The organism is Streptomyces sp. NPDC054794 (assembly GCF_053611585.1).
The window spans coordinates 1-20,635 of the sequence record NZ_JBSHAQ010000093.1; the positions used below are offsets into that span (position 1 = coordinate 1).

General features: G+C 68.8%; 19 protein-coding genes and 1 pseudogene. 9 read left to right on the forward strand and 11 right to left on the reverse strand.

The features are described 5' to 3' along the window. Nucleotides 1-239: 239 nt before the first annotated feature. Nucleotides 240-4,580, reverse strand: a complete 4,341-nt coding sequence (locus ACWGKT_RS46140) for a LamG-like jellyroll fold domain-containing protein (RefSeq protein WP_453278444.1) — start codon at nucleotides 4,578-4,580, stop codon at nucleotides 240-242. Nucleotides 4,581-5,207: 627 nt separating this feature from the next. Between ACWGKT_RS46140 and ACWGKT_RS46145 the strand changes: the two are divergent. After that, a pseudogene (locus tag ACWGKT_RS46145) lies at nucleotides 5,208-5,558 on the forward strand (organic hydroperoxide resistance protein); the annotation flags it as partial. 240 nt (nucleotides 5,559-5,798) lie between these two features. On the opposite strand, the gene ACWGKT_RS46150 reads toward ACWGKT_RS46145, so the two are convergent. The 3 genes from ACWGKT_RS46150 to ACWGKT_RS46160 form a co-directional block, all read right to left on the reverse strand. Then, on the reverse strand, nucleotides 5,799-5,978 hold the full coding sequence (locus ACWGKT_RS46150) for a hypothetical protein (RefSeq protein WP_453278445.1): 180 nt from the start codon (nucleotides 5,976-5,978) through the stop codon (nucleotides 5,799-5,801). Nucleotides 5,979-6,049: 71 nt separating this feature from the next. After that, nucleotides 6,050-6,382: a helix-turn-helix domain-containing protein gene (locus ACWGKT_RS46155; protein ID WP_453278446.1), complete on the reverse strand. Its 333-nt coding sequence runs from the start codon at nucleotides 6,380-6,382 to the stop codon at nucleotides 6,050-6,052. A gap of 204 nt (nucleotides 6,383-6,586) precedes the next feature. Beyond that, entirely contained in the window at nucleotides 6,587-10,321 is a 3,735-nt protein-coding gene (locus tag ACWGKT_RS46160; protein ID WP_453278447.1) for an nSTAND1 domain-containing NTPase, read from the reverse strand. A 406-nt stretch (nucleotides 10,322-10,727) separates the two neighbouring features. On the opposite strand from ACWGKT_RS46160, the gene ACWGKT_RS46165 reads away from it, so the two are divergent. The 3 genes from ACWGKT_RS46165 (at nucleotide 10,728) to ACWGKT_RS46175 (ending at nucleotide 12,327) form a co-directional block, all read left to right on the forward strand. Further along, a complete protein-coding gene (locus ACWGKT_RS46165) occupies nucleotides 10,728-11,258 on the forward strand; it encodes a peptidoglycan-binding domain-containing protein (RefSeq protein ID WP_453278448.1) in 531 nt (176 codons plus the stop codon). A gap of 253 nt (nucleotides 11,259-11,511) precedes the next feature. Beyond that, complete coding sequence (locus tag ACWGKT_RS46170; RefSeq protein ID WP_453278460.1) at nucleotides 11,512-12,048, forward strand: SigE family RNA polymerase sigma factor; 537 nt, start codon at nucleotides 11,512-11,514, stop codon at nucleotides 12,046-12,048. 75 nt (nucleotides 12,049-12,123) lie between these two features. Further along, entirely contained in the window at nucleotides 12,124-12,327 is a 204-nt protein-coding gene (locus tag ACWGKT_RS46175; RefSeq protein WP_453278449.1) for an effector-associated constant component EACC1, read from the forward strand. 598 nt (nucleotides 12,328-12,925) lie between these two features. Here the strand turns inward: ACWGKT_RS46175 and ACWGKT_RS46180 are convergent. After that, nucleotides 12,926-13,123 (reverse strand): hypothetical protein, encoded by a 198-nt coding sequence (locus ACWGKT_RS46180; protein ID WP_453278450.1) that lies wholly within the window; start codon nucleotides 13,121-13,123, stop codon nucleotides 12,926-12,928. Between the two features lie 110 nt (nucleotides 13,124-13,233). Between ACWGKT_RS46180 and ACWGKT_RS46185 the strand changes: the two genes are divergently transcribed. Both ACWGKT_RS46185 and ACWGKT_RS46190 read left to right on the forward strand, forming a co-directional pair. Continuing rightward, a complete protein-coding gene (locus ACWGKT_RS46185; RefSeq protein ID WP_453278451.1) occupies nucleotides 13,234-13,461 on the forward strand; it encodes a hypothetical protein in 228 nt (75 codons plus the stop codon). Between the two features lie 43 nt (nucleotides 13,462-13,504). Further along, on the forward strand, nucleotides 13,505-14,179 hold the full coding sequence (locus tag ACWGKT_RS46190) for a DUF6879 family protein (RefSeq protein ID WP_453278461.1): 675 nt from the start codon (nucleotides 13,505-13,507) through the stop codon (nucleotides 14,177-14,179). A 463-nt stretch (nucleotides 14,180-14,642) separates the two neighbouring features. On the opposite strand, the gene ACWGKT_RS46195 is transcribed toward ACWGKT_RS46190, so the two are convergent. Continuing rightward, nucleotides 14,643-15,335, reverse strand: coding sequence for a hypothetical protein (locus tag ACWGKT_RS46195; RefSeq protein WP_453278452.1), 693 nt, complete (start codon nucleotides 15,333-15,335; stop codon nucleotides 14,643-14,645). A gap of 252 nt (nucleotides 15,336-15,587) precedes the next feature. Here ACWGKT_RS46195 and ACWGKT_RS46200 point away from each other — a divergent pair, with 252 nt between their 5' ends. The 3 genes from ACWGKT_RS46200 to ACWGKT_RS46210 all read left to right on the forward strand — a co-directional run bounded on the left by ACWGKT_RS46200 (nucleotide 15,588) and on the right by ACWGKT_RS46210 (nucleotide 17,271). Beyond that, entirely contained in the window at nucleotides 15,588-15,875 is a 288-nt protein-coding gene (locus ACWGKT_RS46200) for a WhiB family transcriptional regulator (protein WP_453278453.1), read from the forward strand. A 297-nt stretch (nucleotides 15,876-16,172) separates the two neighbouring features. Then, the gene (locus tag ACWGKT_RS46205) at nucleotides 16,173-17,015 is read left to right on the forward strand and encodes a hypothetical protein (RefSeq protein WP_453278454.1); all 843 of its coding nucleotides are present in this window, start codon (nucleotides 16,173-16,175) and stop codon (nucleotides 17,013-17,015) included. Continuing rightward, nucleotides 16,975-17,271, forward strand: coding sequence for a transposase (locus tag ACWGKT_RS46210; RefSeq protein WP_453278455.1), 297 nt, complete (start codon nucleotides 16,975-16,977; stop codon nucleotides 17,269-17,271). The genes ACWGKT_RS46205 and ACWGKT_RS46210 overlap by 41 nt, the downstream gene beginning before the upstream one ends. Nucleotides 17,272-17,310: 39 nt before the next feature. Here ACWGKT_RS46210 and ACWGKT_RS46215 read toward each other — a convergent pair whose 3' ends face one another. From ACWGKT_RS46215 to ACWGKT_RS46235, 5 genes are all read right to left on the reverse strand, one after another. Continuing rightward, the gene (locus tag ACWGKT_RS46215; protein WP_453278456.1) at nucleotides 17,311-17,469 is read right to left on the reverse strand and encodes a hypothetical protein; all 159 of its coding nucleotides are present in this window, start codon (nucleotides 17,467-17,469) and stop codon (nucleotides 17,311-17,313) included. 57 nt (nucleotides 17,470-17,526) lie between these two features. After that, nucleotides 17,527-18,468 carry an alpha/beta hydrolase gene (locus ACWGKT_RS46220; protein ID WP_453278457.1) on the reverse strand — a complete coding sequence of 314 codons (942 nt, stop codon included), beginning with the start codon at nucleotides 18,466-18,468 and terminating at the stop codon, nucleotides 17,527-17,529. Between the two features lie 394 nt (nucleotides 18,469-18,862). Continuing rightward, nucleotides 18,863-19,459: an NADPH-dependent F420 reductase gene (locus tag ACWGKT_RS46225; RefSeq protein ID WP_453278458.1), complete on the reverse strand. Its 597-nt coding sequence runs from the start codon at nucleotides 19,457-19,459 to the stop codon at nucleotides 18,863-18,865. Nucleotides 19,460-19,644: 185 nt separating this feature from the next. Next, complete coding sequence (locus ACWGKT_RS46230; RefSeq protein WP_453278459.1) at nucleotides 19,645-20,436, reverse strand: alpha/beta fold hydrolase; 792 nt, start codon at nucleotides 20,434-20,436, stop codon at nucleotides 19,645-19,647. 41 nt (nucleotides 20,437-20,477) lie between these two features. Further along, on the reverse strand, nucleotides 20,478-20,635 hold a 158-nt coding region (locus tag ACWGKT_RS46235; protein WP_453278462.1), incomplete at its 5' end, for an inositol monophosphatase family protein.

The window sequence follows — 20,635 nt, forward strand, 5'->3', positions numbered from 1 at the left end:
TACCGCTTCGTGTACTTGCTTCCCACCTGGTGCTACTTCCTCTGGAACCTCAGGTCCCAGTCTCCAGGTGTCCACGATCAAGGGGAAGGTTCAGGACAACCCGATTGTTCCTTACGTCGGTGGGTGAGGACGTCGTTGGGTGAGGCTTGGTTCCGGTTGGTCGCAGGACCCGTGCGCCCGCCTGCTCGCGGGCGCACGGGTCGAAGGGGACGTACTGTCGGTCGCCCCCGGGCAGGCGGCTACGGGCCTGGGACCGTGTCCAGGGACTCGCCGTTGCCGAGTTTGGCGATCTGGGCGTCACTCGCCACGCCGGAGAACATCCACACGTCGTCGATCACGCCCGGCCAGTACTCGCCGGGTGTGCCGTTCTCCTTGTTGCGTCCGAACTGGAGCTGCTTGGTCGCCTGGAACGGCTGCACGTTGGTCCGCCACGACATGGCGTCCAGCACCTGCTCCAGGTGACCGTTGACGTACAGGCGTGCTTCGTCGGCGAAGGAGTCGTACACGATCGCCAGATGGTCCCACTCGAAGTCCGACTGGAAACTCGAGTGCCGTACCACGGGCCGGGCCGCTCCCGTGGTGTCCGAGGCGGGGAGTTCGAGTTCGTAGCCGCCCTGGTTCTGCGGGTCCGCGGGGTCCGGGGCATATCGCACGGTGAAGGCGCTGTTGACGTTTCCTTCCGCCGACAGGACGGTGACCTTCTTCTGCGGGCGTGCCGCGGTGCTCACCCAGGCGGCCGCGGTGAAGCTCTCCTTGGTGTTCACCGGAACCGTCGCGGCGGCGGCGTAGTCGTCCACACCGTCCAGGACCAGGCCGCCCGCGCCGACCCATCCGGCGCCCGGTTGCACGGACGCCTGGGCGCCCAGGACGGCGGGTCGCTTGCCGGCACTGTCGTCGGGGCTGGACGCCGGCGTGCCCGCTGTCGTGGCGTCGAACTTCCAGCGTCCCTTGACCTGCGGGTGCTGCTTGAACAGGTCGCCGGCCTCGTCCCTGGAGACCACCCGGTCGTACAGGTGCACATCGTCGATCTGCCCCTTGAAGAACGAACCGGGCTTGCCGCCGTACAATCCGGCGCCGACCTGTACCGGACCTGTCGCGTCCCAGGCGGCGGGCGTGAACGGCACCGTGGAGACGAGTCCGCCGTCCACGAAGAGCCGCAGTTCCTTCAGCGTGCCGTCGTAGACGCCGAGGAGGTGGTGCCAGCTGTCGCCGGGGTATACCTGGTCGGCGGCGGGTTTGTCGAGGTTGGCCATGGCTCGGGTCGGATCGGCGCCTGCCGCATCGGAGTTGTACCGGTTGAAGACCCAGCGGCGGTACGCGCCGGAGTAGTAGAGCTCGAAGCCGCTCTGCTCCTTGCCGCCCTGGGTCGCGATGACCTGCGCGCCGGTCGGCTCCGTCTTGGGGAGTCTGGCCCAGGCGGACACCGAGAAACTGTGCAGGGTGTCGAGTTGCGGCCTGGCGGTGCTCGCGTATCCGTTCGTGGTGGAGCTGAGGTCCAGTGCGCCGGCGACGTTGCCCGGGGAGCCGAACGCACCGCCGTCGCCCTTGAGGGCCAGCGGGTCCACCTGGCTGGTGCCCTTCGCCACTCGGGAAGTGGCCGCGTCGTCGAAGTTCCAGGCGGCCTTGGCCGGACGGCCGGTGGTCAAGGGCTGCTGCTGGGCCAGCCGACCGACGTCCTCGGCGTTCAGCGGGCGGTCGTAGACGGCGGCCTCGTCGATCCCGCCTTGCCATGACTCGCCGTAGGCGCCGTTGTACTTGGCGCGGCCGAACTGGAGGTTCGCGGCGGCGTGCCAGGGGCTGGTGACGGAGGTCGTGCCGGCGGGAGCTCCGTCGACGTACAGGGTGTACTTGCCGGCCGCCGCGTCACGGACGGCCGCGAGATGAGTCCACCTGCCGAGCTGCGGCGGGTTGGGCGACAGCACCCGCTGGACGCCGAAGTCCGCGCCTGCCGCGTCCTTGGTGGGCACGCGCAGGGCCCAGCGTCCGCTGCCCTTCTCGTACCCGAGGTAGAAGCCCGCCTGAGTGGTGCCGTCGACGCTGACCGCGGTGGCGTTGGCGGATTCCGAGTCGAGGCGCGCCCAGGTGGAGACGGTGAAGTCGCCGTCGGTGTCCAGCAGGTGGGGGCCCGCGGCCGCGGAGCCGTCCGTGGCAGCGCCGCCGTTCAGGGTGAGGGCGGTGCCGTGAACGCCCGGTTCACCGAGTGCGGCGGTGCCGTCGAGGAGGACGGGCCGGGAGCCACCGCTGCCCGGGTCCTCCGTCGAGCCGGCCGAGGGGTCCAGAGTCCACAGGGCGCGTTCGGGCTGGCCGGTCGCCACACGGAACTGGTAGTTCGCGATCGTGCTGTCGTTGTTGTTGGCGTCCCAGGCCTGCACGTAGAGGTGGTTGAGCCCTGGCCGGGCCGGCATCAGGTCGATGGTGACGGGCGCTCCGGGGGTGGCGGGTCTGCGCTCGTTGGCCGCAGTCGGGTCCGCATTCAGGCCGAACCAATATTTGGTCACGTCCGGGGCGGTGGAGTCGATGGTGAATCGACCGTACCGGCCAACCCCGTCCAGCCACGGGTCGAGGGGGTCGCCGGTGCGTGAGGCGGGGTACTGCGAGGAGGCCACGGTCGGCGCGGCCGGATGCTTGGAGTCGTAGGTCAGGTTGCAGGCGGTCTGGCTGTCACCGGCGTAGCTCCAGGGTCCCCACAGCTTGCCGTCAGAGGCGCGTACGCTCCACGCGGCCTTGACGTTCTGCGGAATGTTCGACGGGAGGGTGATGACGTACGGCTGTCCGGAATCCTTGGGACCGATGCGGCCGGAGTTCCAGTGTTCCTTCCAGCCGTCGCCCGCGTCCCACTCGACCTTGAACTCCGCGTACACCTGGTCCTTGTCGGGATCCGTCAGGACGGCCGTCGCCTTGGGGATGACGTTGACCGCCTTGGGCGCCAGTGTGCAGGTGCCGCCGGGGCTCATGGTCAGCTGCGACTGCTTGGGCTGGTTCGGCGGGTTGTTGTACTCGACCCGCAGGAAGCCGTTGCCAGAGAACCGCTTCCACTGGTTCTCTGCGCTCTCGTTCGGCGCCTTCAGCCCGAAGGTGAGCGAGGTCTGCTTGTTGGCGACTGCCCAGACGACCGCGTCCTTGGCATTGAACTCAAGGTCTCCGTCGGGGCAGGAGGCTGTCGCGCCCTTGGCCGCGGTCACGGTCGGCATCTGGTCGATCCAGTAGCCCGTGGCCTTCTGGTCGTTCCAGGTGGTCGTGGAGGTGAGGGGCTTGGTCCGCCAGAACTCCACCGGCTGCTTCACGCAGTTGTAGGCGAACGTCTCGCGGACGACGAACTCGGCGCTGGTGATGCTCTTCCCCGCGAAGCTCGTCACGGGCAGTTTGTAGAAGAGACGTTTGGCGTCGTTCGGCGCGCACTTGAGGCCCGTGAAGTTCGGCGGGCAGAAGCCCAATCCGGCGTCGTCGGCGCCGTCGAACTTGTAGAAGTCGGAGTTGGGGTAGGCGCGGGAGACCATCGCGTAGGAGGACGTGCGCGGCGAGGACCAGGCCGGGTCGATGAAGACCGGGTAGTGGGTGTCCTTGCCGGAGAGCAACTCCGGGGCCGGGGTGAGGAGGAGGGAGTTTCCCGAGACGGAGGCGTGCACGTCTGCCCGCGCCGAGCCGTCGCCGGGGCCGTCGTACAGCTCGGAGGACGATGCGGTACGCGGACCGGACGCGGCGGCGGACACGACGGACTTGGCGGATTTCACGAACGTGGCGGACTTGGCGGAGGGCGCCTTCGTCCTGTTCGCGTCGATCGCGTTCGCGGCCGGACCGTCCCCGGGTTCACGGGAGTCCCACATCACGGGTTGCGCCGCCTCGAAGGCTACGCCTCCCGCCTCAGTGTCGACCGCCTCGATTCCCCCCGCTTCCGTGGAGCGGACGGTGAGCCCTTTGCCGACCATGGGCAGCTTCAGCTCGGTGAGCGCGGGGTTCGCCGCGGCTGTGGCGCTCTTGACGACCAGGACCTGGGAGAAGCCGTCGGACTCGGCGGTCATCCGCAAGTCCACGTCGGGGTAGACGTCCGGATAGGTCACCGACGATCCGGAGAGCACCGGGGAAGGCAGCGCGCCGGGCCAGGACAGCGACAGCTCCCGGCCCGCCTTGACCATCCTGACCAGCGGGTTCCGGCTGCCGCCCGCCGAGAACACCACATCGGCGGCGGAGGCGACGGGCGCGATGCCCCCATCGTCCAGGCGCCGCAGGCTGGTGTCGATGTCGACCCACTTGCCCGCCCGTCGGGTGCGCACCGGTTCCATGTGCGTGATCTCGGTGAGGGTACCGCTCGGATTGACGAACACCTCGCGGTTCGCGCTGCGTTCGGAGACGACCTCTACTTGCTTCCCGCCCCGTCGAGCCTGCTCGCGTGCCCGGTCGATGTCGGGGGAAAGCGTGTCCGGTGCGGGATCGTCGGCGGCGGGGGTCTGCGTCGTCGCCGGATCCGAAGTCTGCGCGAACGCGGCCGGTAGGGACGACCCTGGTAGCTGCCCTGTGAGCAACGCCCCGACCAGCAGGGAGATCGCGCCGATGGCGACTCTCCCCCGATTTCTTTCAGCCACGCCAGACCTCTCATGAAATTTTCATAATGTGAAGATCACTATCTGGCTATCGACGCGAACCTGTCAATCGACCTTGTCTAGACCACTGCCCGCCGACGATCCCAAATGCCGTCGTGTATCGTCGATGTGACGCTTCGTCACCTCGCCCCCTGTCGAAGCGGGTCGCGACGGCTCTCTGTCCTGAGCTTGCAGATCAGCCGCTCGACATCGTGGGGTGGGGCGTACCGTTGCCCTTACCGAAAGCCTCATCCGCCCAGCTCAGACAACATGTTGATACTCATGGAGGAGGCCGCCTGGGCGATCGCATCGTCGCATGTCGAGGGGGCCATCTTGTCCGGGTCGGTGACCACGGACAGCTCGACTCTCCCCAACCACTGAATCTGCGCAGCACCCGACCAACCTGCACAACCCTGCGCTTGCCTGCCGCGTCCTTGTCACGGGCGCTCATCGACAGCAGGCGCAGCAGGCCGAATCCGTTCGTCACGCTCAGGTAGGCAAGTCGTAGCAGCACGGTCGATCAACATGCCGCGGTGATCGACAGCCACGTGAGGATGCCTGCGCGAGCAACCGCGGTCGACATCCCGCACACCCGCTACCACCAGGACGGATGAGTTTTCGGCAGGGGCAAGGCTCGACGTCCTCGTCAATCCGCCCAAGGAGATGGGCGGGAGCGGCGCCGGCACCAACCCGGAGCAGCTGTTCGCCGCCGGTTACAGCGCCTGCTTCCAGGGCGCGCTCGGGGTCGTCGCCCGCCAGGAGGGCGCCGACGTCTCCGGCTCGACCGTCACCGCGAAGGTCGGCATCGGCAGGAACGACGACGGGTTCGGGATCATCGTCGAGATCTCGGCCGAGATCCCGGACGTCGACGCGGACACCCGGCGCGCTCTGATCGACAAGGCCCACCAGGTGTGCCCGTACTCGAAGGCGACGCGCGGGAACATCACCGTGACGCTGGTCCGAGACCGGCCGTCGCGCTGAGCGGAGGCCAGCTGGGCGGCCCAGGCCGCGGAGGCGGTGTAACCACACAAGACCCGGCCGGCGGCAGGCGCCCGGGAAACGTTCTTGTGCATGTGGAGCACCCCGGATCAAAGAGACCGATCCGGGGTGCTCCACAACCGAGCCCGATCTACGCGGCCTGTTCCTCTTCCTTGCTGCTGGCCTGGATCTCGGCGAGCAGCTGCTGATGAACCTTGACCCACCTGTTGAGGTGGCTCTCGCTCAGCGCACCGCCCTGCGGGGGACTCGAACCGCCGCGGCAAGCCACAGTTCGAGGTCGTCGGGGTTGCGTACATAGCAGGCCTTCAGGACGGCAAGGGCCTGCTTGGGGTCGACGGGCAGGGTGTCGCCCTTGACGATGCGGCGTGTGGTGCTGGGGGGCAGCTCGCCGGGCCCGGACATCCGATCCATCTCGCCGGGCGTGGGGTAGCCGGCCCAGATGTGCTGGTGCCGCAGGGCCCTGCTGAAGTCCGCTACGAAGGAGATGAGGCACGGGTCGGGCGCCTTGTGGACGTAGTACGGCGCCCGGGTCCTGCGACGCGCGCGAATCCACAACTCACGCCGCGGTCCACGGTCACGCCATGGGTGGCGGCGAACTCCTCCTCCTTCGTGACGGTCACCTTGATGAAGGTCTCGACGGTCTCCCAGGAGGGGACGCAGACGCCGGAGGCAGCGCGCTCGAACGTGGCCTTGGACAGCACACCGTTCACGCGCTTGGACATCTCCTCGTGGGTCAGGCCTGCTGCGGCCTTGCGGCCGCGCAGGAAGTGGGCGAGCTCCGCGCGCGCCCGGACGATACGGTCCACCGGCTTCTCGTGACGTGTAGCGCTGGGCTATGCGAGGGCTGAAACTCGGGAGAGTGCCGAGCCGCCTAGCGTCGCCGTTGCTGGCGACGGCTTCGTGCAGCAGGCGGTCGTTGCCGCAAGGCGCGGACGGTGAGGTGGGGCCGAGGCGGCGGAGCGAGGCGGAGAGCCTCCGGCGGTGAGAACTCCCCACGGGTTCACCGGCGTTCAACGGCAGGGGCTCTGGTAGGGCAGGGCCCCCACATGACGTCGCCATTGGTCGCGGGTGAGGGCATGCCCGGTGACCGCACAGATGCGGTGGATGTTCTGCTCAGCGTTCAGCGCCCACAGCCGGGTGCCGTCCTGGGCGCCGCTTGCGAGGGACTGGCCGCCGGGTGCGAAGACGAGGTTGTCGATCTCGGCCGTGTGTCCCACGAGCGGGTTCCCGACGGCCTTGGCATGTGCCGGGTCGGTCGTGTCGTACAGCTTGATCAGGCCGTCTACGGTGCCCACCGCCAGCCTTTGCCCGTCGTGGTCGAACGCGAGGCCGGTGACGGAGGCGCCAGCGTCGAGCGGCGTACCCAGCTTGGTGGGCCGGGCGGGGTCAGCGGTGTTCCAGAGGCTCACGGTGCCATTTGCGCTGCCGATGGCCAAAGTGTCGCCGTGGGGCGCGAAGGCCAGCACGTCACCGACGAAGGACCGGCCGCGCCCACGCGGATGCCTGGGGTCGCTCGTGTCCCACAGCAGGATGCGCCGGTCGTCATCGACGACCGCGAGTTCGTGGCCGTCCGAGGCGCGGGCGAGTGGACCGGCGCCAGCGTTCTTCTCCAGTACGACGGCCCGTCCCGTCTCCCGGGGATACCGGGGGTCGCCGAGGTCCCAGGTACGGATGCGGACACCGTTGTCCGGGAACCGGACCTCGCTGGGTATACGCCCGTCCCCGTCCCCGATGCCCGGTCCCGCAGGTTGCGAGCGGTCACTCATCTCCTCATAGGTGATCAGTTCGCGCCCGTCCGGGGAGAAGGCCGACAAGACCACTGCGTCGTCACGGCCGACGGTGAGATGCCCGAGAGTGTGGGGCCGTGCCGGGTCGGTCACGTCGTAGAGCCGGACCTCGCCGTCAGATGCAGTGACGGCGAGCAGGTGTCGGTGCGGGGCGAATTGCGCGGCGGTGCCCGGGGCAAGCGTGCCCGGCAGCAGACGAGGGACTCCGGGGTCGGCAACGTCCCACAGCCGCACGGGCTCGCCATCGGTGCAGGCCGTCGCCATGATCCGCCCGTCCGGGGAGAATCCGGTCGTGCTCGAGGTTGGGCAACCGAGCAGCACGCCCGGCGGCAGGCTCCAGATCCGCAGTGCCCCGCCGGCGGCGATCAGACTGCGTCCGTCGGGAGCGAACACCGTGGTGATCCCCGTCGGCGAGCGCTGCCCAAGCGCTCTCCCCAGCGGCGCACTCAGGCCGGCGTCGATGTTCCAGAGCTGGATGCCATTCCCTCCACTGACCGCGACGACCTGGCCGTCGGGACTGTAGGACGCCGCCCCTGCTTCCGTGCCGTCGGACGTGCCGAGCACGATGTCGGAAGAGGTGGGCCGGTCCGGTCTGTTGACGTCCCACAGCGGCACTTGGTCGGCCTCGCTGCCGTTCGTGGCGAGATACCGCCCGTCGGGGCTGAACACCAGGATGGTCTCGTTGTCCGAGCGGGTGCGCAGCAACCCGAGGGCAGCCGGGCGCGCCCGGTGCGAGGTGTCCCAGAGGCGTACTGTGCCGTTGCCGGAGTCGGCCGTGGCCATGATCTTCCGGCTGGGGCTGAACGCCACCACGTTTCCGGGCAGGGATGCAGCCAGACGTTCCGGTTTCCGGGGGTCGGTGACATCCCACAGGGCGGTACTGTCGGTACCGACCGCGAGCAGGTGACCGTCGTTCCCGATGGCCAGCTCCATCCAGTTGGTGTCACCGGACGTGGGAATACTGCCAAGCGGCGCGGGGTCCGCCGGGTCGGCGATGTTCCACAGCTGGACGCCGAGGTGGATCCCGATGGCCAGCACGTGCCCATCGGGGGTCATGGCCACGTCGCTGCCCGGCAGCGTCCGTCCGACGCGTCTGGGGTGCGTGAAGTCGGTGGTGTCCCACAGCCGCACGTTCCCGTCATCCCCGACCACGGCCAGGGTGTGCCGGTGTGCGTCGTGTGCCAGCCGCGGGCTGCCCTCGGACACGGCGCCTGGGCCAGCTGTTGCCCGGTCCTGCTCAGGCACGTCCTTGAACAGCGCGGAGTTCGCCGCCTGTACCAGGCTCGTGTAGGTGCGCGCGCTGTCGCGCATCCGGTACGACGTCACATCCAGCAGCGCCGCCAGCGCCACGTCCTCTGTCTGGGCGGGCACGTCGGTCCCCCGTAACTGGTCCGCTTCCGCAGCGATCTGCCGGGCCACCGCCGTGGTCCGCTCGGCGTTCGCCGCCGCCCGCTGTTTCAGGGCCACGCCTGCGGCCGCGAGGGCGACGAGGAGCAGTGCGCTCAGAGCGGCCACGAGCGTGCGGAGGCGCCGTGTGGTGCGGGCAGTGGCCCGGCGTTCTCCAGCCCGGGCATCGAGGCTGGCGGTGAGGAACTTGGCCTCGGCGGTGTTCAGGGCGCGGCGCCGACCGGGATCGGCGAACGCTTCCTCTGCGGCGGCCAGCATGGTTCCCCGGTACAGCGCGCCTGGGTCTTGGTTGAGGCCGTCCCAGGTTCGTGCGGCTTCGGTGAGCTGGCGGTGCAGGCGCAGGCTGTCGCGCGCTTCGTTGATCCAGGCTTGCAGTCGGGGCCATGCGGCGATGAGGGCCTCGTGGGCGAGGTGGACGGTGTCGTGCTCGAGGGTGAGCAGGCGCGCGCGGGCCAGGTGTTCGAGGACGGTGGCTGTGTCGCTGGGGTCGCCGAAGTCGAGTTCCGTGCGAGGGGCGGGCCGGTGCGTGTCGGGGGTTCCCTCGCCGGGGGTGATGAGGCGGAGCAGGATACGGCGGGCGAGGTCGGCCTGGGACGGGGGCAGATGCGTGTAGACGTTCTCGGCGGTGCGGGCGATGGCGCCGCTGAGACCTCCGGCCGCGTCGTAGGCCTCAGCGGTGAGGGCTCGGCCCTTGCGGCGCCGCCAGGTCTCCAGCAGGGCGTGGGACATCAGCGGCAGGGCGCCAGGTTCGCCCTCCACCTCCTCGACGATGCGCGTGGTCAGGGTGCGTTCGACGATCAGCCCGGCGGTCTGGGCGGGTTTGACGATGGCCTCGCGCAACTCGTCAGGGCTCATCGGGCCGGCCAACACGGTGGCCTCCTGCAGCGCGGCCGTCAGCCGCGGGTGCTGGGCACACCGACCGAGGAAGTCGGCCCGCACGGCGATGACCACACGCAGCCGGCTGGCTGGGTTGGTGGCCGTCAGGAGCTGGTCGATGAACTGGTCGCGCTCCTCCGGGTCGTGGCACAGGGTGTAGAGCTCTTCGAACTGGTCCACGATCAGCCACGTGTCCCCGTCGCCGTCCTTCGGGGTCAGCCGCTGCTCGTGGGTGCGCAGGGGGTGCTCGCCGGGGGTGAGGACGCGTAGCGCGGCCGGCTGTGGGGTGGCCTGGTCCGGGGTGCGGAGGCGGGGGATGAGGCCAGCGCGCAGTAGAGAGGACTTGCCGCTGCCCGACGGGCCGAACACCGCGGTGAACCGACGGACACGGGTCAGCTCGACCAGACGGTCGGTGAGCTCGTCGCGGCCGAAGAACAGATTGGCGTCGCCCGGTTCGAAGCGGGCCAGACCCCGGTACGGAGGCTCGGCATCCTCATCTTCGTTGCGCGGCTCGGCCGCCGCCTCGGCGGCTGCCTCACGCCACCGCACCTCCCACTCCTCCTGCTCGCTGCCGCAGGCTTGGACGTAGGCCAGGACGACCGGCAGCGTCGGCAACCGCTCGCCGCCGGCGGCCTGCGACAGCGTGCTTGCCCCCTGATTCGTGCGCTTGGCCATCACCCGGTACGGCGGACTCCCGGCCTCCGTCCGGAGTTTGCGTAACTCGGCAGCGAACCGCTGAACTGGCCCGGCGTTTGGATCCAATGGGCTTTCCGGACGTCCCGCCATGGACGACTCACCTCCCCCGTCCCGCTTCCCCCGTGGACGCGGCGCGATCGCCCGCACGCTACGCACGTTCGCGGCGGAAGAGCAAACAGCAGGCGCCTTCTTTGGTCACCGTCGCACAGCCGGGGGCGTGACCTGCAATGGCGCCATTGATCAGGGCGGCAGAGACGGCTGCCCATTCAATTCCCGGCCCGCTGAACTCGATGACGAAAGGCCTCGCAGCGAGCAGCTCGGCGCCGGCCCTGCTCGTCGCCGCGCAGGCTCGAGGCAATCAGAATCACGACAAAGGAGCAGCACTGTGACTTCACATATGACGCGGGCCAAGCTGATCGCATGCTCGATCGGCGCGTTGACCGCCGCGACCTTGGCGCTGAGCGCCTCCCCGGCCTCCGCAAGCGGTACCTACAGCGGTCAACCCTACGTCTACGGCGCCGGTGCCTTCTCGAACGACTGGGACGACGAGGGCATCCTGTCGACGGGCACCAACACCGCCTCCAACGCCACCTGCCTGTGGCAGAAGATCCTTTGGGCGGACGGCAACCTCACCTCCGCCTCGGACATCGACGGCGTCTTCGGCTCCCAGACCAAGGACGCCACCAAGGCGTGGCAGAGCGACTGGGAGGCCAGCCCCGACGGGGTGGTCGGAAAGGAGACCTTCGGCAAGGCGGGCGACTGGCTGCGGGACACAGACGGCGACGGAGCCGTCGACACGTACATCGGCACCGAACATGTGATCAGCGTCAGCCGAGACGACCAAGGCCGGTATCACTTCTACGACGGTGACGGCAACGGACGGATCGCCGGCTACGACTACCGGACCTGCAGCTGAACCCTGCGCGCCTCTCTCGTGCGGCCTCGCGGTCGCACGAGGGGTGACAGGCCGGCACGTGCCGCTGTGAGCCTGGCTCGCCGATGCAGAGGACATCGCGAGCCGGGCGACGAGTTCCTCTCCGCCAGTCCGCACGACGCGCGGCCGATGTCTTACGGGGGTATGCATCGGCCGCGCCGCGGTTCTCCTGCCGTTCACGGCCATCCACGAAAGGCATTCAACCGTGCATGCGCGCACACACCCTGACCCGGCGCTGGACTTCGATGAGTACGTGCGTACGCGGCATGACGCTCTGCTGCGCAGGGCCCGGAGTCTGGTCCCCGACCCGCTGGACGCTCAGGATCTGCTGCAGACCGCGCTGCTGCGAACCTATGGTCGCTGGGATGACATAGTGGACAAGCAGCTCGCGGACGCCTATGTCCGCCGCGTCATGATCAACACTCGCACGGAGTGGTGGCGGGCCCAGAAGCTCCAGGAGCTCCCCATCGAGCAGTTTCCGGACGCGCCAGTCGGGGACTGCACCGAGCAGCACGCCCACCGCGCGCTGTTGATGGACATCCTGCGAGTGCTGGCGCCCCAACAACGCAGCGTCGTGGTGCTGCGGCACTGGGAGCAGATGACCACAGAGGAGACAGCCACCGCCCTCGGCATGGCACCTGGAACGGTCAAGAGCACTCTGCACCGTGCGCTCGGCCTGCTCCGTCAGGAGCTGCAGCGCCGCGACCCCGACTCCGCTTCGGCGTCAGCCGCCGGCCGTGGAAGCCCACCGGCTCGCCGCCGGGCACGCTGATGCGCGGGCCGCACCGCATCCCCGACGCCAACGGATGTGAGGCGTCTGGGGTGTTCAGCCGCTGTTGTTGGCACGATGACCCCATGGAGACTGCGAGATTGGCTGGCCGCGGAAGAGGCGCTGCGCGGCCGGGTGGAGCTGCTGGCCCGGACGCCGCAGCCGGGGCAGATGGGGGCCGCGCTGGACGTGCTGGCCCGGTCCTTGTCGACCTGGCTGGTGCAACGCCGTGCAGACGTCACCGTGCACATGAGCCGCGGCGATGGGGGGAGAGCACCGTGAAGGTCCGCCGGACCAGCGATCCCCAGGCGGTGATCGGGGCGGTCGGGCAGCTGCTGGAGGGCGAGGAGTAGTGAGGCAGAGCGCGCCGCGCTTCCCCGACGGTGACGCTTCCCGGGCGGTCCTCATCGGGTGCAGCGACTTCGACGACATCGATCTGCCCGCGATTCCCGCCGTGAGGGCCGACCCCGCGGACCTCCGCTCCGCACTCACGGATCAGACACACGGAATCCTGCCTCCGGAACACTGCCGGGTGCCGGTAGATCCGGCCGATCACCGCAGCGTCGGCATGGCACTCGCCCAAGCCGCACGCGAGGCAGACGACCTGCTGCTCGTCTACTACACCGGCGACGGTGGCTGCAGCAGGCTGCCCGGCCAGCCCTTTCCGGGCAGTGCATGGGTGTATGGCGTCCTCCCATGTACATGCCTGGACCTGCGCGGTGTCGGTGTGGTGCCGCCGGAGTTCCTGCTGCGGCACGGCCGAATGTTCACGAGCCTCGACAGCGCCGGGCCGTCCTCGCGAGCCGACCACGGTCGCCGGTATGTGAGCGGTCTGGTACGGGAGTCCCCCGGGCAGGTTGATGACGACCGGTGCGTGGGTTCAGGAGCAGACCGCGGCGAGAGCGGCGGTGATGGCGGCCGCAAGAGTGAGCACCGCGGCGAATGTGACAGCAGCCTGCTTCAGCGCGGCGGGGTAGGTGGCGCCGTCCAGGCGGGCGAGTGTGGCCGCGCCGGCGGCAGCCAGCAGTGCGAGGACGATCACGAGTGCGGTGGTGAGCAGAACGACTACGACGGACACGGCAAGCTCCCTGTTAGGAGCGTGGCGCAAGTTCGCGCAAGTTCGTGGCTGTGAGACGGCCTTGGGCGCACGATCGGACATGGCAGGTCCGACGATATGGGGAGGCAGTGATGGCGCTCATCAAGTTCGGTCAGGACCCTGAGAGCCCCGACGGCAAGTCACCCACCGTGTATCTGGATGACGAGAGGGACACCTATCTGGTGCAGGGCTGGAGGGTGGTCGACGAAGAGCGGCGTTCGCAGTTGGATCTGCCCGGGCACGAGGACGTGGTGGAGATCCCCAAGCGGATGATGCAGTTCTTCCCGGAGGTGAACGGTGGCGGCGGGGCCGAGTCTTGAGGACAGACTGAGGGTCTGCACTCTGTCTGCTGCGCATGTGGAGATGCGCGACGGCTACATGCGTTCCGACCCGCGCTTCGTCGCGTGGCAGAGCGGCGTCCGCGAGGATCCGGCCGACAGCGACCCGGGCCGGCGGCCCTGGCTGCGGCTGGTCGCGGAGCTGACGGGCAGGGGTGTGGAGGTGCGGCGTGCCCGGATCGTGTCGGAGCCGGTGAGTGACTACATCAGGTTCGAGCACCATCTGACGGTCCCGAACGTGGCCGCGGGTGAGCAGGTGCGGTGGCTGCCGCGCCGCCGGGCGTCCAGGCTGGCCCTCCCGGGCAACGACTTCTGGCTCTTCGACGGGGCTAGCATCGTGCACACCGGGGATCACCGGTTCGCGATGCTGGTCGAGGAATGGGTCCTGCGGACGGTCATCGGCGACAGCGACACCATGGCCGCGGCGCTCGGTCATCTCATCTCGGTCGCCTCGCTGCCCTCGGTCAGCATGGGCGTCATCCCTCTGGGCACGCCGCGGGGCGGGGGCTGGCCGGTGGAGTCGTTCACGATCTACGACGACGCCCAGGTGAACGTGGAACTCGTCTCCGCGCACCTGACCGTCACGCAGCCCGGCGAGATCACTGAGTACGTGAAGGCGTTCTCCGAACTGTCCGCCATCGCCGTGTACGGCGCACGGGCCCGCACCTTGATCACCGCAGCCATCGACGCCCTCCCCTAGGGCTGCCGCGCAAGTCCGCACACGTTCATGGACCCGGCACGCCCGGCAGGAACAGCCTGGGAAGCATCCAGTGATCACAGCCGGGGAGTATCCGTGTCCACGAACCACAAGACCACCCAGGCACGCCCCAACCAACTGCCCGCAGGGCTCCACGCATGGCTGCTGGACTGCCTGTCCGCGCCGGGCTGCGGGATCTGCACCGCCAACTGGCACCAGCTCTGCACGGCCAGGGACAACGGGAATATCACCAAGGCCGCCCGACACGCCACCGAGATCCGCGACCACGTCTCCGGAGTCCCCCGTAAGGCATCCGGGCCGTGGTGCTGCTGCCCGACCAGGCGCGCCGCGCAGCCAGCCGATGCCGGAGTGCCGCGCCGGCCGCCTCGTCGCGGACATCGTTGTACGGTGCGCCCACTGAGAAGGAGAGAGAGGAGCCTGGAAACCACAGTCTGACGGTGACGGGCTACGCCTGCGCCACAGCCCTCTCGTCTTCCTGGCCGGTCGCTGGGGACGATCCGGCAATAGTGCTGTCCGCGGCGGCAGGTCCGTGACTCGCGTACAGGACGGTGCTCTTCTGCTTGGTGCGCTCGACGGCGCTCTTCGCAACAAGCCGCTCAAGGGTGTTGCGCACGATGGTGGCGTTCCGGGCGCGCTCGGGGTACTCCTTCTCCAACTCGCTGGTGACCTCGGCAGCCGTGCGCGGTTCCCCAGGGTGCCTGTCCAGGATCTGCTTGAGGAGATCGCCCAGCGAAGGCTCGGCGGCCTTCTTCGCTGCCGACTTGTCCGCCGGCTCCTCGGCCGTGGTCTTCTTGGCAGCCTTCCTGGCCGGGGCGGTCCGCTTGACGGTGGACTTCTTGGCCGGGGCCCCTGAGCTGCTGGTTTCCTGGTGCCGCGGCTGCGGCACGGCCGCCTCCTCCGGTGCGTGGGTGAGGTCCTGCGGCTCGGTCACGGCAGCATCTGCCGCACCACTGACGGCGGAGTCCGGGCCGGCAGGCACAGCCGCCAGAGCGCTCTGCAACCTGAGCAGCACCTCCTCCTCCGCCTGCAACTGCTCCAGACGCACACGGAGGCTCTCCTGCTCACCGCGGTTAGCCTCGAGCTCGGTGGCAAAACGCCCCGCGTACTTGTCCTTGATGGTGGCAGTCTCGTCGGCCACGACAGTCACGCTCCTTGGTGTCTGGTGTGTTTCGCCGGATGCTACCCGCCCGTAGGACTCCATAGCTGACGTCCCGGCACATCACACCTGTTCGAGAGCCAGACGCCATTGGCATGCCGCTTTGACGGCCGACGGGCCAGGTGCTGCGGCGCCCGGGTCTTCGCGCGGGCCGTGGGGTGCCGTGAGGCCTGGCGCTGGCGAGCGCTCTACACAGCGGCAGCGTAGGGTCGTTGCGGATGTTGAGGGGTAGTCATGACCAGCAACGCATGGGTGGAAAGCGCGGCCTGCCGCGGTGCCGACCCGGACGAGCTCTTTGTCCAGGGGGCCCAGCAGAACCGGGCCAAGACGCTCTGCCATGGATGCCTGGTACGCACCGAGTGCCTGGCCGAAGCCCTCGACAACCGCATCGAGTTCGGCGTGTGGGGCGGCATGACCGAACGCGAACGCCGCACCCTGCTGCGCCGCAGACCCAACGTCGCATCCTGGCGAGCAATACTCGCGGAAGCACGCCAGGCGTTCGACCACCCCACAGCCAGCTGACCGCAGGACAGCGGGCCTTCGCCTTGCTCAGCCGACAGTGCGCGCACCTGCGTACCGCCGAAGTACGCGGACACGGGCCTGGATGCGGTCGCATCGCGTTGGCCGACGGTTGTGCAGACGATTGACCAGGCGTAAGCCAGGAAATGGGGAACGGCGTGGACAAGGAGCGGCGCCAGCCTGATGCAGCGGATCTCGTCGTAACCGGGTGCGGATGGCTGCTGATCACAACTGTCATTGCCCTACCCGGTCTGGCCCTGAACAACGGCCCAGCAGGCACCGGACTGGCTGCTGCCGCTGGTGGAGCCGGAGTGGGACAAACGCTACGGCCGCAAAGTGGAGATCGGCAAGGTTCCCGGCGGGAAGGCGGGGGTGACCGCGCTGGCCGAGACGTTCGACCGCGACGGGCAGAAACTCCTGACCGCGCTGTGGGCACCGGAAACCCCGCCGCGGCTGCGGACACTCCCGCAGGTGGAAATCCTGCGGCAGGTATGGCTGCACCACTACTACTGGGACACGCGCGGGAAGCTGCGCTGGCGTGACGGTCACGCCCTGCCGCCGGCGAGCCTGCCGTTCGACTCCCCCTACGACACCGACGCACACTACTGCGTCAAACGGGACACCGCCTGGAGCGGATACCGCACTCATTTCACGGAGACGTGCACCGAGGACCTGCCCGAGCTCGTGGTGCACGTAGCCACGACCATCGCTCCAGTCCAGGACGGCGAACTGACCGACCAGATCCATGACGGCCTCGCCGAGGCCGGCTTCGCGCCCGCCGAGCACGTCGTCGACGCCGCCTACATCACCCCGGAACGGATCGAACGCGCCAGGCGCGTCCACGGGATCCCACTGCTGGGACCGTTGGTGCCCGACCACAGCCGCCAGGCCAAGGCCGGCCATGGCTTCGACAGGCCTCCTTCACCATCGACTGGGCCAGCCACCAGGCGGTCTGCCCCCGCGGCCAGACGAGCCGGACCTGGAAGCCCCTGCGGATCAGCGACCATGACTAACATCCAGATCCGCTTCGACCAGGCAGCCTGCCTGACTTGCCCCGACCGGCCTTTGTGCACCGACTCCGAAACCCGCCCGCTCTCTCGCGTTGCTGCCCACCCGCGAACTGCACGAGATCCAGCAGGCTAACCGCCTCGACCAGCGCACCCGGCAATGGCAGGAGCGCTATGCGATCAGAGCTGGCATCGAGGCCACCCTCTCCCAGAACGTCCGCGCCTGCGGCCTGAGACGATCCCGCTACCGGGGCCTGGAAAAGACGCACGTACAGCACATCCTGACCGCGCTGGCCTGGAACCTCACCCGCATTGCCGACTGGATCACCACCCCCGCCCGCACGCCACGACCGCCGAGCCACTTCCACGCACTCTGCACCGCCACCGGCTGACCCTCACACAAGATCACCAACAGAGTCACGGCATTGCCTTTAGAACTCGTCCCGTATCCACTCGTCGATCGGGGCGAGCAGCCCGTATGTGTCGAGGGACAGCACCGCCCGGCCGCCGCTGGAGTGCGCTTCGAGGGAACTTGGGACCGGCGGCACGTGGCGGCCGTCGATCGTGATCGGATCGGCGCCCGCAGTCACGGCGACATCAGCCAGAACGTCCAGCAATGCGCTCTTGCCGATGCCGCCGGAACCGGGTCAGTCGTTGAACGCCGTGGCCACGGCATCTGCGAGCTGATTCAGGACGTCCCGTGAGAGCTGTACCGATCCGGTGAACGAGAGGAAAGCGTGGGTGGCACCCTTGATCGGGAGGTGCGTGACCGGCACGTCGGCGTCGGCGAGCTTCTGCGCGTAGCGGTCACCCTGGTCCCGCAGCGGATCGTGTTCGGCGGTGACGATGACGGCGGGAGGCAGCCCGGTCAGCTCGTCGGAGCGCGCCGGCGAGACGCGCAGGTCGGTGCCTTCGTCGGGCGTGTTGAGGTAGAGGCCCCAGAACCATTCGAGCCAGCTGCGGCTCAGCAGCGGTCCGGCCATGTTTTCGTACATGGAGGGGCTGTCGTCGAACCGGTCGACCGCCGGGTACGCCAGTACCTGCAGTGCGATGTGAGGTCCCCCGCGCCGCTGCGCTTCCTGCACGAGGGCCGCGGCCAGGTTGCCGCCGGCGCTCTCGCCGAGCACCGCGATGTTTTGCCCGTCGCCGCCGAAACTTCCGGCGTTGGCCGCGACCCATGTCAGGGCGGCGTAGGCGTCTTCGACCCCCGCCGGGAAGCGGTGTTCGGGCGCGAGCCGGTAGTCGACGGAGACCACGATCGTGCCAGAGCGGTTGGCCACGATGCGGGCGATGTGGTCCTGGCTGTCCAGATCTCCGAGGACCCATCCGCCACCGTGGAAGAAGACCGTCACGGGCCGCGGCCCGGAGCGCGGCAGGGTGGCGGGGGCGTAGATGCGGACGGGGACCTCGAGACCTTCGGCGGCGGCCACTGCGTCGTGCACGCTGCCGACGGGCTCGACGTCACCCGCGAGGGTGGAGAAGCTGCTTACGAGATCGCGGTTCTCCTCGACCGTTCGGCTCTCCGGCGCCGGTTCGCCTCTTTCGGCCAACTTCTCGAGCAGCGCATCGATCTGGGGATCGAGGGACATGATGAGGTCCTTCCTGGAGCCGGCGAAACGACACGGATGGGAATGACTGTTCCAAGCACTGCAATTCGCAGGAGTGGAGGAGCGGCAGCGTGCTGCCGTCGGGCGCTGTGCGACCCCTGTCACGACCGGGCCCGCGCTCCACACGCACGCGCAGGCGCACTTGGATCGGCGAGTGTGAGGCCCTTGCCAGCGGCCACCGCGGGCATCGGCGGGCAGCTTCGCGACCGGCTCCGCAAGCGGGTCCGCCGTGGGATGAGCCGATTCCTCGGTGCGAGGCCGACGGCCCGGGGAAGGGTGGCCGTGGGTTGTCGTCGGGAGCTGAATCGCTGGCCTTGGCTGTGCTGTCGTATCCGTTCTGGAAGTGGGCCTGCCGGGGTGGTGTGCTGGGTGCGGGTCAGCGGGCGATCGAGATCGCGAAGGGTGTGAATCCGGTGGACCGGATGACGTGGGGGACGAAGAGGATCGCGGCCTCCGTGGCGCGGGCGGTCTGGATCGCGCCGAGGTCGGTGATCCACTCCTTGTGCCAGCCGAGGTCGGTGAGCAGTTCACCGACAGTCTGCTTGGCCTGCGGGTCGTCGCCGGAGAGGAACGCGGTCGGTGCTTGGGTGAGCGTTGTCGGCGCGGTCATCACCGGGAAGAGCATGGTGTTGAGGGTCTTGACGACGCTGGTTTCAGGGAGCGCGTCCTGGAGCTGCTCGGCGAGGCTTGAGCCGGGGTAGAGCAGGTCGGCGGGCAGTCCGTCGGGTCCGTCGGTGGTGGCGTTGGAGACGTCGACGAGGATCTTGCCGCGCAGTTCCTCCCGTAGGGCGGCGAGCCGGTCCAGCGAGCCGGCTCCCGGGGTGGCGTTGATGACGATCCGGGCTGTCCGGGCAGCGTCGGCGGCGGCGCCCGGCGCGCGGTCCACCACCCTCACCTCATGCCCTGCCCGGGTGAGGGCTGTGGCCAGGTTGCCGCCGACGCGGCCGTTTCCGAGAACTGCGATCGTGGTCATGATGGTGTGGTCCTTTTCATGGGTGCGGGTTGTGGTGCACGGTCGGTGTGAGAGCGTGGCGACGGCCTGGGCGTGGACGCCGGGCGCGGTGGCCGGGAAGCTTTCGCTCTGCGGGGTCCAGGGGCGGCCCTGGGCGTTGGCCCGCAGGTACGGCGGGCGTTCCCTCCCCGAGGTTGCAGAGCAAGCTAGCTGAAGAACTGATGGACGCGGGAGGCGAACCATTCGGGTTGTGCCAGGTGTGGATAGTGCGTGCGGGTCGGTGTCTGTTCGGCCACGGCCCCGGGAATACGGTCGGTGAGCCAGTGGGCGTAGTCCTCACCGGGATGGGTTCCGTGCAAGGACAGGTACGGAACGTCGGGCGGGAGACTCGTGGTACGTCGAGACCACGCTGCCAGCGTGTCTGCGTCCCAATCAAGCAACGGGGTCCAAAACCCGCTGAACACTTCCTGGTCGAGGGCGCGGCGGCGCTCGATGTCGGCCACCAGCGCAGGGTCCAGCTCGCCGTACAGCTGGGCGAAAACCCTACGAACGAAGTCGGCGAAGCCCTCTCCCCGCACGGCGGCGACTATCTCCGCAGGAAGTGGACCGACCCGCAGCGACTGGTCGACATTGACCACGCCACGAGTCGGGTAACGGGCCGCGTAGGCAGTCGCAATCACCCCGCCGAGGGAGTGACCGACGATGAACGGGGATTGGTCCTCGCCCAGGGCCTCGATCAGCTGGTGGATATCCTCCACCGACTCGTCGATCCCGTACGGCCGGGCCCGAGGCGAGTCACCGTGGCCACGCAGGTCGACGCTCAGCACACGGAAGTGCTGTTGCAGGTGGATGGGATCCCAGAAGCGCCGGTTTTCGGTGATGCCGTGGACGGCCACGAGCATCGGTCCCGTGCCGTCGAGGTCGTGGGCCAGCTGGTTGTCGGCTGTGGCCAGATTGCCGCTGACTCGGCCGTTTCCGAGATCTGCGACGGTGGTCATGATGATCTGGTCCTTCCGTGCGTGCAGGTTGTGGTGCGCGGTCAGCGTGAGAGCGTGGCGACGGCCTCGGCGTGGACGCCGGGTGCGGCGGCCAGGAAGCTGTCGCTCTGCGGGGTCCAGGGACGGCCCTCGGCGTCGGAGATCTGTCCGCCGGCCTCGGTGACAAGCAGCGCGCCGGGGAGCAGGTCAGCTCGGGCGC

Coding starts and splice junctions, on each gene's coding strand:
- ACWGKT_RS46150 (WP_453278445.1), bottom strand. CDS start 5,978: ATGTCCGGGCCCGGCGAGCTGCCCCCCAGCACCACACGCCGCATCGTC.
- ACWGKT_RS46160 (WP_453278447.1), bottom strand. CDS start 10,321: ATGGCCAAGCGCACGAATCAGGGGGCAAGCACGCTGTCGCAGGCCGCC.
- ACWGKT_RS46175 (WP_453278449.1), top strand. CDS start 12,124: ATGACCCCATGGAGACTGCGAGATTGGCTGGCCGCGGAAGAGGCGCTG.
- ACWGKT_RS46185 (WP_453278451.1), top strand. CDS start 13,234: ATGGCGCTCATCAAGTTCGGTCAGGACCCTGAGAGCCCCGACGGCAAG.
- ACWGKT_RS46190 (WP_453278461.1), top strand. CDS start 13,505: ATGCGCGACGGCTACATGCGTTCCGACCCGCGCTTCGTCGCGTGGCAG.
- ACWGKT_RS46200 (WP_453278453.1), top strand. CDS start 15,588: ATGACCAGCAACGCATGGGTGGAAAGCGCGGCCTGCCGCGGTGCCGAC.
- ACWGKT_RS46220 (WP_453278457.1), bottom strand. CDS start 18,468: ATGTCCCTCGATCCCCAGATCGATGCGCTGCTCGAGAAGTTGGCCGAA.
- ACWGKT_RS46225 (WP_453278458.1), bottom strand. CDS start 19,459: ATGACCACGATCGCAGTTCTCGGAAACGGCCGCGTCGGCGGCAACCTG.
- ACWGKT_RS46230 (WP_453278459.1), bottom strand. CDS start 20,436: ATGACCACCGTCGCAGATCTCGGAAACGGCCGAGTCAGCGGCAATCTG.